Below are 14,191 nucleotides of genomic sequence, written 5' to 3'. Positions count from 1 at the left end.
TGCTTTTTATATTTATGTTGAAATGTATTTTTAATATTAACCTCTTCTACCGTTGCTTCTTGAATTAGAACCACTTTCTCTTTGTGGTTGACTACTTCTTGACTCTTGACTAGCTCTTGGCGATTCAGAACGTTGTGTGTTTTCAGATCTTGCTGAACTACCTCTATTCTCAGAATAATTTCTAGGAGCTTCTGTTCGCTGGCTTGGAGTGTTTGAATATGTTCTTCCTGAATTTGTTCTGTTCTCAGAGTTGTTTCTTGGAACTTCAGTTTGTTGAGTTGAAGCAGTTCTATTTGTATTTACTCTGTTGTCATAATTTCTTCTTGAAGAATTAGTGTTATTTTCGTTGTAATTTCTTCTATTATCTGTTCTCGTAGAATTGTCAACTCTTACAGGTGTGCTTACAGAAGTTGAATTGTCTCTATTTGTTGAACTTACACGATTATTATTATTATTATTATTATAGTTTCTATCACTACTAGATCTGTTTTCAGAGTAATTTCTGTTTGAAGTTCTGTAATCGCCACTTGAAACTCTTTCCGAATTAGTTCTATGTGTATTGTAAGATCTGTTTGTGTTGTAAGAATTTTGATTTCTACTGGTTTCTCTAGTTGCAACACGTCTTTGATCTAAATCATATCTATTTGTTACATTCGAATGTCTTTGAGCAAAGCTATAATCAGGGCGTCTTGTTTCGTAACCATAAGTACGTCTGGATTCGTATAAAACTGGTGCTCTGTAGCTTCTTCTTGTGCTTACATAATTGTAACGATTGTTTACGTTGATACATATGTTAATGTTGTTTCTGTATCTGTATACTGGATATGGTGTCCAAGCAGTATAATAAGTTGGGTAATAATTCCATCCCCAAGTTGAATAGTAAGGTCTGTAATTAGTAACCCAGAATGAATTATAGATTACTGGTACAACATTGTAAACAGGCTCATAAATATAGTTCGCTCCATATAAGTAGGTGTTACCAACAACTTGAACGCTAACTTTGTTATAATTGTTTCTTTCCACATCTATAGTGGCAATATCCTGATAAACATCACGATCTAAAACGGCTTGTATAATTACAACGTGAGTTCTGTCTTCAACAGATTCGATTACACGTAAATAATCAACTTCGTTATCTCCATTTAAATCAAGATTTGATATTTGATATTTTGGATCATTCAAACGTCTTTCAAAATCTTGAAGATTTGCCGATTCACCAAAAATAGAAGCCACAGCTCTTAAATCTAAATTATCGCTTATGTCTGAATTTTTTGCATATACAGTTGCTCCGGCTTGAGCTTGACAAGAACTTATCGTTAATGTTATTAGTGCTATTAAAATTAGTTTCGTTTTCATTTTAAATCGTATTAAGATTGATATTCTGAGATATCCAATTACTGTGCCAGAAAAAGAAACAAAACTTATTTTATATGTTATAAATAATTGTATTTTAGCAACAATTAAATCTTAACCTATATGAGAAAAGTAATATTGTTTTTTGGTGCATTTGTTTTATTAATGTCTTTTAAAACGCTGAATAATAGCGATAAAGCCATGTTTAGCAATTGGTTTACATTAGTACAAATAGATACTTTGTTTCAGGATAAAATTAGTATAAGAGCAATTATAGTAGATAAAAATAAGATTTGGTATGGGGCTGATAATTCTCGTTTTGGGTATTATGATTTAGATAAAAAAGAGAAATTTGAAGATCATATATATCGCGATACTTTAAAATTAGAATTTAGAAGTATCGCTCAAAATTCAAACAATATTTTCTTGCTGAGTGTGTCGAATCCAGCTTTACTTTATCAGGTTTCGAAAAAGACACAAAAAGTAAAATTAGTTTACAAAGAAGTTAACCCGAAAGTGTTTTACGATAGTATGCAATTTTGGAATGATAAAGAAGGAATCGCAATTGGAGATCCAACAGAAGATACGTTTTCTATTATTGTGACTCGAGATGGAGGGGAAACCTGGACAAAATTACTTTCGGATAAATTACCTACTAACGCAGAAGGTGAAGCGGCTTTTGCGGCAAGTAACACAAATATTGTTATAAAAGGAAATGATACGTGGTTAGTTTCCGGAGGGAAAAAAGCACGCGTATTTTATTCTCCTGATAAAGCTAAAACTTGGAAGGTATGTGAAACTCCAATAGTTCAGGGTAAAACAATGACCGGTATTTTTACGGCTGATTTTTATGACGCTAAACACGGATTTATTGCTGGTGGCGACTATGAACTTCCAAATAAAAAAACAGATAATAAAGCTTTTACTAAAGATGGTGGAAAAACCTGGGAATTAATAGGTCAGGGAATGGGCTTTGGATACGCCTCTTGTGTGCAATATGTTCCGGGCGGAAATGGTAAAGAAATTATTTGTGTGGGTTCTGAAGGAATACAATATTCTCAAAATGGTGGCGAAAACTGGACACAGTTATCTACAGATTCTAAACTTTTTACCATTCGTTTTGTAAATAGAAATACTGCAATTGCTGCGGGTCACAATAAAGTTATCAGACTTCGATTTAAATAGTCTAGAAATAACAAGAACCCTAAATAATAAAGTAAGTATTATTATATAGGGTTCTTATCGCTGTTGTTTGTTGTAAGCAGGTAATTAATCTTTAGCTGCTTTATCTCTGTATTGTTTTAATAATTTTCTATTAAAATCATCTTCCGATTTTTTTAGTTTTAATATTTTTTTTGCCGAAAGTACCTTCTTTATATCTGAATTATATTTAACTCTTAAAAGGTATAATTCTTTGTCAGCGCTTTCAATTTGAGACAAAAGTGCCGAAGCTTCTTTTTCTGAAATAGAATTGATGTTGTCATCATCCAATTTGCGCATGTAGGCTTTTATTTTTTCATGACGTAACTCATATTGTTTATCGTCGTAAGTATTGTAAATAGGCCAGAATTTCTCAGCTTCTGTTGAGTTTAATTCCAATTCAGTCGTTAAAAAAGAAACTTTATACGCTTTAATTTTTTCGCGTTTTTCATCTGTTTTTCCATTTTGTCCAAAAAAGGAAAAGCTTACTAAAAACAGAATCATTGGTAGTATATTTTTGATTTTCATCTTCAAAAGTTTTGTTTTATTCAGAAATTAAGTGCTCTATATTTGGGCTTGAAGATAATATATCTTCAAGAGTTTCGTCTTCTATTGCGACATTTTTATTTAGTTTTTGAATGTCATTGGTATCTAAGTTTTGAATCAAATCATATTGGTTCAAGTTTGATTGATAAGCCAAATAGTTTTCTAATGTAGCTTCGTCAAGATCTTTAGAAGTAGCATTGTAATTATTTACAACAGGAATCATTAATCCAATAAATACTGCTGCAGCCGCAGCCATTGTTAGTACTTTTTTGCGTTTGTACAACGGAATTACTTTTACTTCTTTTTCGTTTATTTGTTGTAAAACTTTTGCTGAAAAATTATCAAAATAATCCTCCGGAGTTTTAAAGCCGGTCGCTATTTTGGGTTCGTTTTCTAATTTAAATGTTTTCATAATATCTATAAGATAACTTTTGATACAAAAGGTTTAATTTGTGGTAATATATATTTCAATTTTTTTTACAGCGTGATGATAAGATGCTTTTAATGCGCCTACCGAAGTTCCTAGTATTTCTGAGATTTCTTCGTATTTTAATTCTTCAAAATATTTCATTTTAAAAACCAGTTGCTGTTTTTCGGGTAAGCTCACAATTGCTTTTTGAAGCTTTATCTGAATCTCATTTCCATCAAAATAGGCATCGGCTTTTAAGTTGTCTATGGTTTTGTTTTGTAAATCCTGAGATGTTATTCCGCTTAATTTTGCTTTTTGATTTAAAAAAGTCAACGCTTCATTGGTTGCAATGCGATACATCCAGGAGAAAAGTTTACTTTCTCCCTTAAAATTTTTTAAATACTGAAAAACCTTTACAAAAGTATTTTGTAATACATCATCGGCATCATCATGATTCAAAACAATGTTTCGAATATGAGAATACAACGGTTTTTGATAATCAGACAAGAGTTTTTGAAACGCTAAATCTTGCGTTTTAGGATTCAATAATTGTAGAATAAATTCCTTCTCGTCTGTCAAATGTTTTGATTTATCTTATTAGAATGAATTTAATACAAAAGGTTTAATATCAGTTTTCTATTTAGAACTCTGATTGCTCTTCTTCAGTATTTGTTTTAGGAGTTTCTGCAGGTTTTGCTGGTTTTGGAGCAGCTGATTCTGTTTCAGGTCTATAAACAGGAGTTTTAACAACAGGAACTGCTTTCGGTTTTGTTGGAAAATAGATTTCAGTCATTAGTTTTGATGGGCTTTTAACATCAAATTTATTAATGGTTAAAATTTCAAGGTGAGACCAGCTTAAATCCGGGGTGATTTTTTCATTATTTATAAAGGCAGTTGTTTTAGCAATTGCTTCATTGGTGTGAGAATAATCTCCTGTTAATGTTGTTTTTACAGCTTCAAATCCATCTAGTTTTCCTCCAGAAATATCACTTCCGGAAGTTGTCATAATTTCCTTGTTTGTTGGCAAACAAATTGAAACTTTTGCTAATCCAGTTGCGGTATCATAAGTGTGATAGATAATAAATGGTTTACCATTTGTATCTAAACCATTGTTTTTACTAAACTCAATAAGTTTTGGAATAACAATTTTGGCATTTTTATTTACTTTTTGAATTTCGCTTGTAAAAGTTTGTTTGATATAAGGAGTTTCTGTTTTTCTAACCACTCCATTTACTTTAATTGCAAATGTTTTAGTCTCGTAATCTAAGTTTTTATCAATATTTGCAAGGCTTTTTTCGTAGATTGTTCCAATCACTTTATCCGAACCTCCGTTTAATGCAGCATAGATTTTAAACAAAAAACTCATTGTTCCAGAAGCTTTCCAGGTTACTTTGGTTTTTCCTGCCAAAGTATCTTTAAAAGTCCAATTTACATCGGCTTCAGTTCCGTCGTATTTCATTTTTTGCTGAATGCTTTCGCCGTCTTTGGTTTTAAGTGTAATGGCATTTCCGTTTCCTTCAGCTCCAGTCCAATAAAATGAAGCTCCATTTCCGGCAGTTTTATTGGGAAAAGTCATTCGTATAGTAGGATCTTCAACAGACCAAGATTCAAAATCTTCATAATTTCTAAAATCATTTACATAGTTGTATACAGTCGCTTTTGGCGAATTGATTACTTTGCTTCTTTCTACAGAAAAAAAACCTTTTTGTGTAGCAACAAAAACAGTAAGAGCAACTAAGCTTAATAATAGAAAAAGGAATAAATATTTTAAAATCTTCATTTGAGTAGGTTTTTCGGTGTCGTAAAGTTATAAATTTTATTAGTAGTCAACCTAATAACACGGCAATAAAAGTACACTTTATAAAATAAGTTTGGCCAAATATAACTTCAAATAGAACGATTTTGACTAACTTTAATTGTAAAGCTTCTAAAATTATTTAATTTAGTAAGAATAAGAAAATTGCTAGAATTATCTTTTGAAAAAGAATTTGATTACAAACAAAATTGCAATAAAAAGCAAGAATACAATTAGTACTTTATAATTTCCTTTGTAGAAAATTCTATGTAATGCAAGATCTTTTCGATAAGCAAATATCATTACGATTACAAATGCAATAAAAAAACAGAGCGCGAATATTAATTGTCCTTGACTAAACATAGTAAAAATTATTTTTGGCAAATTTAGAGAATTGTATATGAATTGTTGCTAATTTGGCATTTCATTTAATCAAATAAAATCATGAAGAAACAACTTGATGCAGTAACTGAGTTTCATACTGCTTTTAAAATAGGTCATAGTCAAACGCCAATCGCTGATTTAGGTGAAAATAAAAAAATACTTCGTTACAATTTGATGAAGGAAGAAAATGAAGAATATCTTGAAGCAGTTCAAAACAATGATTTAGTTGAAATTGCTGATGCATTGGGAGATATGATGTATATTTTGTGCGGAACTATTATCGAGCATGGTTTACAAGATAAAATTGAAGCTGTTTTTGATGAAATCCAACGTAGTAATATGAGTAAACTTGGCGAAGATGGACAGCCAATTTATCGTGAAGATGGAAAAGTAATGAAAGGGCCAAATTATTTTAAGCCAGATTTTTCGAAATTACTTTAAATATAAATCCCTAATACGTTTTTGAACATGTTAGGGATTTTTAATTTTTGTTATTCAGCGTTTGGGATATCTTCTAAACGGTAATAAACTTTTAATCCTCTTTCCTGAGCAATTCTAACATCGTTATCTGCTCCTTTTGATGTGCCTTCAAGTCTAAGAACAGCATCGCATTTTTCAAGAAGACGATGTGCAACAGGATATTGTATTTCATCCCAGACACTATCTCCAATATGTTTGGAATCTGCTAAATGGAGTAGTGGTAAAGCGAGCCATTCACCAATTACAGGCAAATGTCCCATTCTGAATAAAGGAAGTGCTACGGCTTCTAATTTATCTAAATTTTGTTGAATTAATTTGGGATCATCATTTGTCCCGCCTCGATAAGGTCCGGCAATAAGTATAAGCATATCTGTTTGTTTTTTACAAAGCACGCTAAGTTATTGCAGTAAAAAAATAATGTAGTTTAAGAAAACGCTTATTTGTTTTTGTTGGCTCGTATCATGCTTAAAAATTCGGGTGTGATTCCTAAATACGAGGCTATTTGTTTTTGTCTAACTTGCTTGGCAACTTGCGGATATTTTTCTAAAAAAATATAATAACGTTGTTCTGCAGAAAGAGAAAGATTTTGAATGACTCTTATTTGTTCCCTTATGTATGCATTTTGCATAATGATTCTAAAAAATCGTTCAAACTTTGGGATTTTCGTGTAAAGCTCATCAAGATCTTCTTTTTTTAAATGGAGAATAAGGCTATCTTCAATTGTCTCAATATTGAGCATAGCTGGTTGTTGATTGATAAAACATGACATATCAGTGATCCACCAATCTGAAATGGCAAACATAATAGTCGATTCTTTTCCTTCTGGATCTCTGTAAAAGGCTCTTAAAGTTCCAGATTGAACAAAATTTATAGTTCTACATATTTCGCCTTCTTGTAGAATAATATTTTTTTTGGCGTATTTCTTCTCTTCTAAAATCGAAAGAAAATAAGACGTTTCATTTTCGTTTAGTGAAATGTGTTTAGATATATTTTTTAAAACGAGATTCTCAATCATTTTTAATAGTTATATAAGACAAATATAAAATAGAAAACCCGACAACTGTTAAGTTGTCGGGTATGTTTCTGTATTTATCTTTTAATTATTGAACTTTAACAGTCCATCCAAAAGTATCTTCAGAAAGTTTGTTTTGAAGACTTGTTAGTTTTTCTTTTAATAAAGAAGCATATGAATTCTCGATTGGAGTCATTTCATAATAAACATCCTGATAAGAGAAACCTTTAATAACGCTGATAACTGCAGCAGTTCCAGCACCGAAAATTTCTTTTAAAGATCCGTTTTTAGCAGCTTCTACTAATTCTGAAACGATAACAGGACGAACCTCTACCTTAAGACCTTCTTTTTCTGCCATTGCAATTAAACTTTTTCTGGTAATACCATCTAAAATTCTTTCGCTAGTTGGAGCAGTCAATAAAGTATCATTAATTCTAAAGAAAACGTTCATTGTTCCCGCTTCTTCTAATTTTGTATGTGTAGCATCGTCTGTCCAGATAACTTGTTGAAAACCATCTTTGTTGGCCAAGTTAGTTGGGTAAAACTGTGCAGCATAGTTTCCGGCAGCTTTTGCAGCTCCAATTCCACCATTTGCAGCTCTACTATAATGTTCAGCAATAATTACTTTTACTTCGCCAGCATAATAAGATTGTGCAGGAGAAAGTAAAATCATAAATTTATACTCGTCAGAAGGATTTGCAACAACACCAGCGCCGGTAGCGATCATAAAAGGACGAATGTACATACTGCTTCCGTTACCTTTTTGAATCCATTCCTGATCTATTTTCAATAATTCATTTAAACCATCCATAAAAACAGATTCCGGAACTTCTGGCATTGCCATACGAACTGCTGAATTATTAAAACGTTTGTAGTTTTCGTCAGGTCTAAACAACCAAACATCATCATTGACATCTTTGTAAGCTTTCATTCCTTCAAAAATAGCTTGTCCGTAATGAAAGACTTTTGATGAAGGATCCATTAAAATTGGAGCATAAGGCTTAATGACTGGATTTTGCCATTCTCCATTTTTAAAATCACATTCGAATAAATGGTCTGTAAAAACAGCACCAAAGCTTAAGTTTTGAAAGTCTACTTCGTTTATTTTTGACGAAGTGGCTTTTCTGATTTCAATTTTGCTTGTTTGAGTTGTACTCATAATTGTGTAAAGTTTTTATGTAATTTTCATTGCAACATATAAATTCTAAAGTAATGATTTGGTGTTAAATAGAATTTATTGAATGCAAAATTAAGTAAAAATATATAACTTACTTAGTAAAACTGCATTATTTATGCCTTTTAACTGCGATTTATTTATCTTATAATAAAGTCAAAAAATTAGGATAGTTTTATAAAGAATTTATGAAAAAAGTGCCTATTTTTAAGGCTTTACGCATTTGTTTTGATTAAATTTGACTCTTGAAAGAGGCTAAAACCTATTAAAATCAGATTATAAATTTCGAAAAACGTGAAAAGAGAAATAATTAAGACGCTAGATGGCTCAACGACAATTCATTTGCAGGAATGGGACGAATGTTACCATTCTAAGCATGGTGCAATTCAGGAAGCAAAACATGTTTTTATTAAAAATGGACTTTCACTATTCGAAAAGAATCCAGTTAGTATTCTAGAAATTGGTTTTGGAACCGGTTTAAATGCTTTCATTACTTTTTTAGAAAGCAAACAAAAAAATCAGAAGATTGATTATGTTGGGGTAGAGGCGTATCCGGTTGAAGCGAATGAGGTTTTAGAAATGAATTATGTATCTGAACTTGACGCATTGGAATTTGAGAACATTTTTGAGAAAATGCATAAATCTGATTGGGATAAAAAAACTGAAATTTGCGATGCTTTCTCGTTAACCAAAAGGAAACAATTTTTTCATGAAATCGATGATTTAGAAATTTTTGATTTGATTTACTTTGACGCCTTTGGATATCGAGTGCAGCCGGAACTTTGGAGTACCGAGATTTTTCAGAAAATGTACAACAGTTTAAAGCCAAATGGAGTTTTAGTAACTTATGCTGCACGCGGAGTTGTTAAAAGAAGTATGATTGAGGTTGGTTTTACAGTAGAAAAATTGGCAGGTCCTCCAGGTAAACGTGAGATGTTTCGCGCATTTAAAAAGGTATAAATGAGTTGTTTAGAATGATTCTAGATTGATTTATATATAATAAGAAAACGTATTCGTTGCCAAAGTTTTTAAAATAATAAGTTAAAAAGAGTGCTTATGAATGATATTTGATTAAATTTGTGCGAGTTTAAAAATAATGATAACCCCCGAAAATCTTATTTTATTATGTCAAAAATGATGTTTGATTACACGAAATCAATACTTGAGAGAGTAAGTTTCGACCCGATACTTTTCTGTAAAGAACTAGAAAAAGCTATCAAAACACTGTTACCGTACGAAATGGAACAATTACAAGAATGGTTATTAAATTTCATTATTGAAAAACCAGAATTAAAACAGAGTTTACTGCTAATTAAAGTATAAAAAAAGGAGCCAAATTGGCTCCTTTTTTATTATTATTTCTTTTGTAGTGGACTAATGATTTGCACGTTTTGAAAAACAATTGCTCCTTTTACAACTCCAGCGATTGTCGATCTTAAAGCGTCAATGATTTGCATTTTTAATTCGCTTTTAGGGTAAATTAAACTTACCTCACGAGCAGGTTTTGGTTCCTTAAAGTTACGTAGTTTTAGTTTATCGGAATCTTTTAAGTCTAAGGTGTGCAAGTACGGTAGTAACGTTGTGCCTAAACCTTCGTCGGCTAATTTTATTAGGGTTTCAAAACTTCCGCTTTGAATCTGAAAATTATTTTGCTCGATGTCAGAACCGTTTTTACATAAGTTTAAAATTCCATCTCTAAAACAGTGTCCATCTTGTAAAAGTAAAATTTCATTTAAATTTAAATCAGAAACTTCAATTTCTTCTTTCTGAAAACTTGCATGATGCTCTGGAATGTAAGCTACGAAAGGCTCAAAGTACAAAACAATTTCTTTTATTTTTTCGTCTTCAAGCGGAGTTGCGGCAATTGCAGCATCAAGATGACCATTTTTTAGTTTTGTTATAATTTCATCCGTATTTAATTCCTCAATTAAGAGTTTAACTTTTGGGTACTTCTTAATAAAGTTGTTTAAAAACATTGGTAAAAGCGTTGGCATAATCGTGGGAATAATTCCTAAACGAAATTCTCCTCCAATAAAACCCTTTTGCTGTTCGACGATATCTTTAATTCGGTCAGCTTCGTTTACAATGTTCTTGGCTTGATTTACAATTTTTTGACCAATATCAGTAAGTTGAATTGGTTTTTTGCTTCGATCGAAAATCAAGATATTAAGTTCTTCTTCAATTTTTTGAATCTGCATGCTTAGAGTTGGTTGTGTCACAAAGCATTTTTCGGCAGCAAGAGTAAAGTTTTTGTGTTCTGCAACAGCTAACACATATTGTAATTGAGTTATCGTCATTTTGATAGTATTTTGTGATGCAAAAATAAGGAAATATAATTTTTTTTTATTGACTTTTATAAGAAGTTTAATTAAATTTGTAGTAAACATATTATAAAACGAAAAAAGTATGAAAACAAATATTTTAGGATTACCGGTAAAAGAATCAGAATTGTTAGTAAAAGAATTGAATATTCTGTTGTCAAACTTTCAAGTATATTATCAAAATTTAAGAGGAATACATTGGAATATTCGTGGTAAACGTTTTTTCGATTTACATGTAAAGTTTGAAGAGTTGTATACAGATGCTCAATTAAAAATAGATATGATTGCAGAGAGAGTTTTAACAATTGGTGGAACTCCATTGCATACATTTGATGATTATATAAAAAACAATAAATTAACTGTTGGAAAAAACATTTCTAACGATGAAAAAGCAGTTCATTTAATTGTAAGCTCTTTATCAGATTTATTAAAAATAGAAAGAGAAATTTTAAAACAATCTGATGAAATTAATGATGAAGGAACAAATTCTATGATGAGTGATTTCATTGCAGAGCAGGAAAAAACAATTTGGATGATGAAAGCTTGGTTAGAAGAAGAACTATAATTTATTGTTTATGAATAATTTAAGAAGCAGAACAGTCCCGTTTGATTGTTCTGCTTTTTTATGATTGTTAAATTTGTATAAAATTTTTGCCTCTGCGCTTTGATTTTATTTCTTTAACACTATTTTTGCCTCAATGAAATTAATCGCTCGCATATTATTATTCATATTTATTACCTTCTTATCTACCCCAACAATTGTTCAGGCGATAAAGAAAGGTACTAATACGACTATATCTTTTAATTGCGCTGAAGAGGAAGTTCATAAAGAACTTAAATCGGTGGTTCATGCTACAATATTAGAGCATGAAGTATTAATACCTGTTTATATTCAAAAGAAAACGATTATTTCTGAAAATATCGTAAAATTAGATAATATTTCTCCGAGCATATTTGCTCCTCCTCCCAATTTAGTATAATACTTCCGATTATTTTGAACTAAACTGCATTTGTATAAATGCGGCTACTCTTTAATGAATAATTTTTTTAGTATTGTATTATGACAAAAAAAATCAATCTTTTTGCCAACCTAAAATCTGATTTTGCTTCAGGTTTGGTGGTCTTTTTGGTGGCTCTTCCATTGTGTTTAGGTATTGCAATGGCTTCTGGTGCGCCTTTATTTTCTGGAATTATCTCGGGTGTTATTGGTGGTATTGTGGTAGGTTATTTAAGCCAATCACACATTAGTGTTTCGGGTCCAGCAGCTGGGTTAACAGCTATCGTTTTAACCGCTATTACTGATTTTGGAGCTTTCGATGTTTTTTTAATGTCTGTTTTTATTGCTGGATTAATTCAATTAGCATTAGGGTTTTTAAAAGCCGGAAGTATCTCAAATTATTTTCCTACCAATGTAATTGAAGGAATGTTGGCGGGTATCGGAATCATTATCATTTTAAAACAATTGCCTCACGCATTTGGTTATGATGCTGATTTTGAAGGAGATCAGGCTTTCGTTCAAAACGACGGAAGTAATTCATTTTCATTTTTATTCGATGTATTAAATCACATACACTTAGGAGCAGTCGTTGTTTCACTTGTTTCATTAGTAATATTAATTTCTTGGGATAAAGTTTCTTTTTTGAAGAAATTAAAATTAATTCCGGGAGCACTTGTAGCTGTTATTATCGGTATAGCCTTAAATGAATTTTTTGTTTCTACAGGAAGCTCATTGGCAATTGCAAAAGAACATTTGGTTTCATTGCCAGTTCCAAAATCTTTTGATGAATTTAAATCTATTTTAATAACTCCAAACTTCGCCGCTGTTACAAATCCGCAAGTTTGGGTAGTTGGTATTACAATTGCCATTGTAGCTTCTATAGAAACATTACTTTGTATTGAAGCTGCTGATAGAATGGATGTGCAAAAACGTTATACTAATACAAATGTTGAGCTTAGAGCGCAAGGTATTGGTAACATATTAAGTTCGCTTTTAGGAGGTTTACCAATGACATCTGTAGTGGTTAGATCGTCTGCAAATAATAATGCAGGAGCAAAATCTAAAATGTCGACCATTATTCACGGTGTACTTTTACTAATAAGTGTTTTATCAGTTCCTGCACTTTTAAACAAAATTCCATTGGCAACTTTGGCTACTGTTTTAATTTTGGTTGGATATAAACTGGCTAAACCTGCTACATTCAAGCATTTTTGGGAAAAAGGAAAATACCAATTCATACCTTTTGTTGCCACTTTAGTATTTGTTGTAGCAACAGATTTACTTAAAGGAGTTGCTTTAGGAATTATCATCAGTGTAATTTTTGTATTGAGAGGAAACCTAAAAAGAGCTTACAGCTTTAAAAAAGAAGAATACGAGGATGGAGATGTTATTCATATCGATTTAGCACAAGAAGTTTCATTCTTGAATAAAGCAGCTATTAAGTTGACTTTGAATGAGATTCCAGAAAACTCAAAAGTAATCATTAGTGCCGAAGATACTGAATACATTGCACATGACGTTTTAGATTTGATTCGCGAGTTTAAAGAAACCAGAGCGGTCGATGAAAATATTAAAGTAAAACTAAAAGGTTTTAAAGAAGCTTACGAGCTCGAAAATTCACCAGATCTAAATAACCACGTTTCGATTGAGCATTATTATGATGTTGCAAAAAGAGCTTTGGTTAAAAAAGAGGTGACAAACGAAGAATTTTAAACAAATTAAATAAATTAAGGTATTTCTTGATTGTGAGAAGTATTAAAAATTAGATAACTTTACACTAAAGTTATTTTTGATATGTTTAAACATGTTGAAATACCATTCAAAAAACAAAAAATACAATGAGAAAGTTTTATGAGCAGTTATTAGAAAATAATAAAAAGTGGGTAGAAGATTCTTTAGCAAAAGATTCAAATTATTTTGCTGATTTAGCAAAAGGACAATCTCCGCCATTATTATGGATTGGATGTTCTGATAGTCGTGTTCCTGCAAATGAGATTATTGGTGCTAAACCAGGAGAAGTTTTTGTACACCGTAATATTGCTAATATGGTTGTACACTCTGATATGAATATGTTGAGTGTTTTAGATTATGCAGTAAATGTTTTAAAGGTAAAACACGTTATTGTTTGTGGACATTACGGTTGTGGTGGTGTAAAAGCTGCAATGGGAAATATGTCTGTTGGAATTATCGACAACTGGATTCGTCACATTAAAGATGAGTATCGTTTGCACGATAAGTATTTGAACTCTATTGAAGATGAAACAGAACGTTTTAATGCTTTTGTTGAAATCAATGCTAAAGAGCAAGTTTACAACTTAGCAAAAACTTCGATCGTACAAGGAGCTTGGAAAAACGGTCAGGATTTAATGCTTCACGGATGGGTTTACGGATTGAATTCTGGTTTCGTAACTGATTTGAATGTAAATATTAGTTCGAATGATGAACTTGATGATGTTTATCAATTGAATAATCTATAATAAAAAAGAAATCGCCTCAAAAGGGCGATTTTTTTTATTCGTT

18 protein-coding genes are annotated in these 14,191 nt (G+C 31.3%); 8 read left to right on the top strand and 10 right to left on the bottom strand.

What is annotated here, in order from left to right; genetic code table 11:
• Nucleotides 1-36 precede the first annotated feature (36 nt).
• Nucleotides 37-1,356, bottom strand: a complete 1,320-nt coding sequence (locus tag IW18_RS02375; RefSeq protein WP_041515991.1) for a hypothetical protein — start codon at nucleotides 1,354-1,356, stop codon at nucleotides 37-39.
• Between the two features lie 120 nt (nucleotides 1,357-1,476).
• On the opposite strand from IW18_RS02375, the gene IW18_RS02370 reads away from it, so the two are divergent.
• A complete protein-coding gene (locus IW18_RS02370; protein ID WP_041515990.1) occupies nucleotides 1,477-2,538 on the top strand; it encodes a beta propeller repeat protein in 1,062 nt (353 codons plus the stop codon).
• Between the two features lie 84 nt (nucleotides 2,539-2,622).
• Here IW18_RS02370 and IW18_RS02365 read toward each other — a convergent pair whose 3' ends face one another.
• From IW18_RS02365 to IW18_RS23330, 5 genes are all read right to left on the bottom strand, one after another.
• A complete protein-coding gene (locus tag IW18_RS02365; protein WP_041515989.1) occupies nucleotides 2,623-3,081 on the bottom strand; it encodes a hypothetical protein in 459 nt (152 codons plus the stop codon).
• 16 nt (nucleotides 3,082-3,097) lie between these two features.
• Complete coding sequence (locus tag IW18_RS02360; RefSeq protein ID WP_041515988.1) at nucleotides 3,098-3,511, bottom strand: hypothetical protein; 414 nt, start codon at nucleotides 3,509-3,511, stop codon at nucleotides 3,098-3,100.
• A gap of 33 nt (nucleotides 3,512-3,544) precedes the next feature.
• Nucleotides 3,545-4,087, bottom strand: coding sequence for an RNA polymerase sigma factor (locus IW18_RS02355; RefSeq protein WP_041515987.1), 543 nt, complete (start codon nucleotides 4,085-4,087; stop codon nucleotides 3,545-3,547).
• Between the two features lie 61 nt (nucleotides 4,088-4,148).
• Nucleotides 4,149-5,288 (bottom strand): SRPBCC family protein, encoded by a 1,140-nt coding sequence (locus IW18_RS02350; protein WP_041515986.1) that lies wholly within the window; start codon nucleotides 5,286-5,288, stop codon nucleotides 4,149-4,151.
• 189 nt (nucleotides 5,289-5,477) lie between these two features.
• Nucleotides 5,478-5,666, bottom strand: a complete 189-nt coding sequence (locus tag IW18_RS23330; protein WP_041515985.1) for a hypothetical protein — start codon at nucleotides 5,664-5,666, stop codon at nucleotides 5,478-5,480.
• Nucleotides 5,667-5,747: 81 nt separating this feature from the next.
• On the opposite strand from IW18_RS23330, the gene IW18_RS02340 reads away from it, so the two are divergent.
• A complete protein-coding gene (locus IW18_RS02340) occupies nucleotides 5,748-6,128 on the top strand; it encodes a pyrophosphohydrolase domain-containing protein (protein ID WP_041515984.1) in 381 nt (126 codons plus the stop codon).
• Nucleotides 6,129-6,178: 50 nt separating this feature from the next.
• Here IW18_RS02340 and IW18_RS02335 read toward each other — a convergent pair whose 3' ends face one another.
• The 3 genes from IW18_RS02335 to IW18_RS02325 form a co-directional block, all read right to left on the bottom strand.
• The gene (locus IW18_RS02335; RefSeq protein WP_041515983.1) at nucleotides 6,179-6,535 is read right to left on the bottom strand and encodes a DUF4406 domain-containing protein; all 357 of its coding nucleotides are present in this window, start codon (nucleotides 6,533-6,535) and stop codon (nucleotides 6,179-6,181) included.
• 68 nt (nucleotides 6,536-6,603) lie between these two features.
• On the bottom strand, nucleotides 6,604-7,182 hold the full coding sequence (locus IW18_RS02330; RefSeq protein ID WP_041515982.1) for a Crp/Fnr family transcriptional regulator: 579 nt from the start codon (nucleotides 7,180-7,182) through the stop codon (nucleotides 6,604-6,606).
• Nucleotides 7,183-7,267: 85 nt separating this feature from the next.
• Complete coding sequence (locus IW18_RS02325; protein WP_041515981.1) at nucleotides 7,268-8,338, bottom strand: branched-chain amino acid aminotransferase; 1,071 nt, start codon at nucleotides 8,336-8,338, stop codon at nucleotides 7,268-7,270.
• A gap of 309 nt (nucleotides 8,339-8,647) precedes the next feature.
• Here IW18_RS02325 and mnmD point away from each other — a divergent pair, with 309 nt between their 5' ends.
• Both mnmD and IW18_RS23325 read left to right on the top strand, forming a co-directional pair.
• Nucleotides 8,648-9,313 (top strand): tRNA (5-methylaminomethyl-2-thiouridine)(34)-methyltransferase MnmD, encoded by a 666-nt coding sequence (gene mnmD, locus IW18_RS02320; RefSeq protein ID WP_041515980.1) that lies wholly within the window; start codon nucleotides 8,648-8,650, stop codon nucleotides 9,311-9,313.
• A gap of 165 nt (nucleotides 9,314-9,478) precedes the next feature.
• Nucleotides 9,479-9,676, top strand: a complete 198-nt coding sequence (locus IW18_RS23325) for a hypothetical protein (protein ID WP_017496117.1) — start codon at nucleotides 9,479-9,481, stop codon at nucleotides 9,674-9,676.
• A 32-nt stretch (nucleotides 9,677-9,708) separates the two neighbouring features.
• On the opposite strand, the gene IW18_RS02310 is transcribed toward IW18_RS23325, so the two are convergent.
• Nucleotides 9,709-10,650, bottom strand: coding sequence for a LysR substrate-binding domain-containing protein (locus IW18_RS02310; protein ID WP_041516135.1), 942 nt, complete (start codon nucleotides 10,648-10,650; stop codon nucleotides 9,709-9,711).
• A 109-nt stretch (nucleotides 10,651-10,759) separates the two neighbouring features.
• Here IW18_RS02310 and IW18_RS02305 point away from each other — a divergent pair, with 109 nt between their 5' ends.
• The 4 genes from IW18_RS02305 (at nucleotide 10,760) to can (ending at nucleotide 14,148) form a co-directional block, all read left to right on the top strand.
• Complete coding sequence (locus IW18_RS02305) at nucleotides 10,760-11,239, top strand: Dps family protein (RefSeq protein ID WP_041515979.1); 480 nt, start codon at nucleotides 10,760-10,762, stop codon at nucleotides 11,237-11,239.
• Nucleotides 11,240-11,372: 133 nt separating this feature from the next.
• On the top strand, nucleotides 11,373-11,654 hold the full coding sequence (locus IW18_RS02300) for a hypothetical protein (protein WP_041515978.1): 282 nt from the start codon (nucleotides 11,373-11,375) through the stop codon (nucleotides 11,652-11,654).
• An 80-nt stretch (nucleotides 11,655-11,734) separates the two neighbouring features.
• On the top strand, nucleotides 11,735-13,384 hold the full coding sequence (locus tag IW18_RS02295) for a SulP family inorganic anion transporter (protein ID WP_041515977.1): 1,650 nt from the start codon (nucleotides 11,735-11,737) through the stop codon (nucleotides 13,382-13,384).
• 125 nt (nucleotides 13,385-13,509) lie between these two features.
• Nucleotides 13,510-14,148 (top strand): carbonate dehydratase, encoded by a 639-nt coding sequence (gene can, locus IW18_RS02290; protein ID WP_041515976.1) that lies wholly within the window; start codon nucleotides 13,510-13,512, stop codon nucleotides 14,146-14,148.
• The last annotated feature ends 43 nt before the right edge of the window (nucleotides 14,149-14,191 follow it).

The organism is Flavobacterium hibernum, from assembly GCF_000832125.1.
Lineage (GTDB): Bacteria > Bacteroidota > Bacteroidia > Flavobacteriales > Flavobacteriaceae > Flavobacterium > Flavobacterium hibernum.
The sequence above is the reverse complement of the archived record's forward strand: the minus strand, read 5'-3'. Positions and strand labels throughout refer to the sequence as shown.

Bases quoted from the DNA above. Each gene is read 5' to 3' on its own strand.
- IW18_RS02330 (WP_041515982.1), bottom strand. From the start codon at position 7,182: ATGATTGAGAATCTCGTTTTAAAAAATATATCTAAACACATTTCACTA.
- IW18_RS23325 (WP_017496117.1), top strand. From the start codon at position 9,479: ATGTCAAAAATGATGTTTGATTACACGAAATCAATACTTGAGAGAGTA.
- IW18_RS02375 (WP_041515991.1), bottom strand. From the start codon at position 1,356: ATGAAAACGAAACTAATTTTAATAGCACTAATAACATTAACGATAAGT.
- IW18_RS02370 (WP_041515990.1), top strand. From the start codon at position 1,477: ATGAGAAAAGTAATATTGTTTTTTGGTGCATTTGTTTTATTAATGTCT.
- IW18_RS02350 (WP_041515986.1), bottom strand. From the start codon at position 5,288: ATGAAGATTTTAAAATATTTATTCCTTTTTCTATTATTAAGCTTAGTT.
- IW18_RS02360 (WP_041515988.1), bottom strand. From the start codon at position 3,511: ATGAAAACATTTAAATTAGAAAACGAACCCAAAATAGCGACCGGCTTT.
- IW18_RS23330 (WP_041515985.1), bottom strand. From the start codon at position 5,666: ATGTTTAGTCAAGGACAATTAATATTCGCGCTCTGTTTTTTTATTGCA.
- IW18_RS02310 (WP_041516135.1), bottom strand. From the start codon at position 10,650: ATGACGATAACTCAATTACAATATGTGTTAGCTGTTGCAGAACACAAA.
- IW18_RS02365 (WP_041515989.1), bottom strand. From the start codon at position 3,081: ATGAAAATCAAAAATATACTACCAATGATTCTGTTTTTAGTAAGCTTT.
- can (WP_041515976.1), top strand. From the start codon at position 13,510: ATGAGAAAGTTTTATGAGCAGTTATTAGAAAATAATAAAAAGTGGGTA.
- IW18_RS02300 (WP_041515978.1), top strand. From the start codon at position 11,373: ATGAAATTAATCGCTCGCATATTATTATTCATATTTATTACCTTCTTA.
- IW18_RS02335 (WP_041515983.1), bottom strand. From the start codon at position 6,535: ATGCTTATACTTATTGCCGGACCTTATCGAGGCGGGACAAATGATGAT.
- IW18_RS02295 (WP_041515977.1), top strand. From the start codon at position 11,735: ATGACAAAAAAAATCAATCTTTTTGCCAACCTAAAATCTGATTTTGCT.
- IW18_RS02340 (WP_041515984.1), top strand. From the start codon at position 5,748: ATGAAGAAACAACTTGATGCAGTAACTGAGTTTCATACTGCTTTTAAA.
- IW18_RS02305 (WP_041515979.1), top strand. From the start codon at position 10,760: ATGAAAACAAATATTTTAGGATTACCGGTAAAAGAATCAGAATTGTTA.
- IW18_RS02325 (WP_041515981.1), bottom strand. From the start codon at position 8,338: ATGAGTACAACTCAAACAAGCAAAATTGAAATCAGAAAAGCCACTTCG.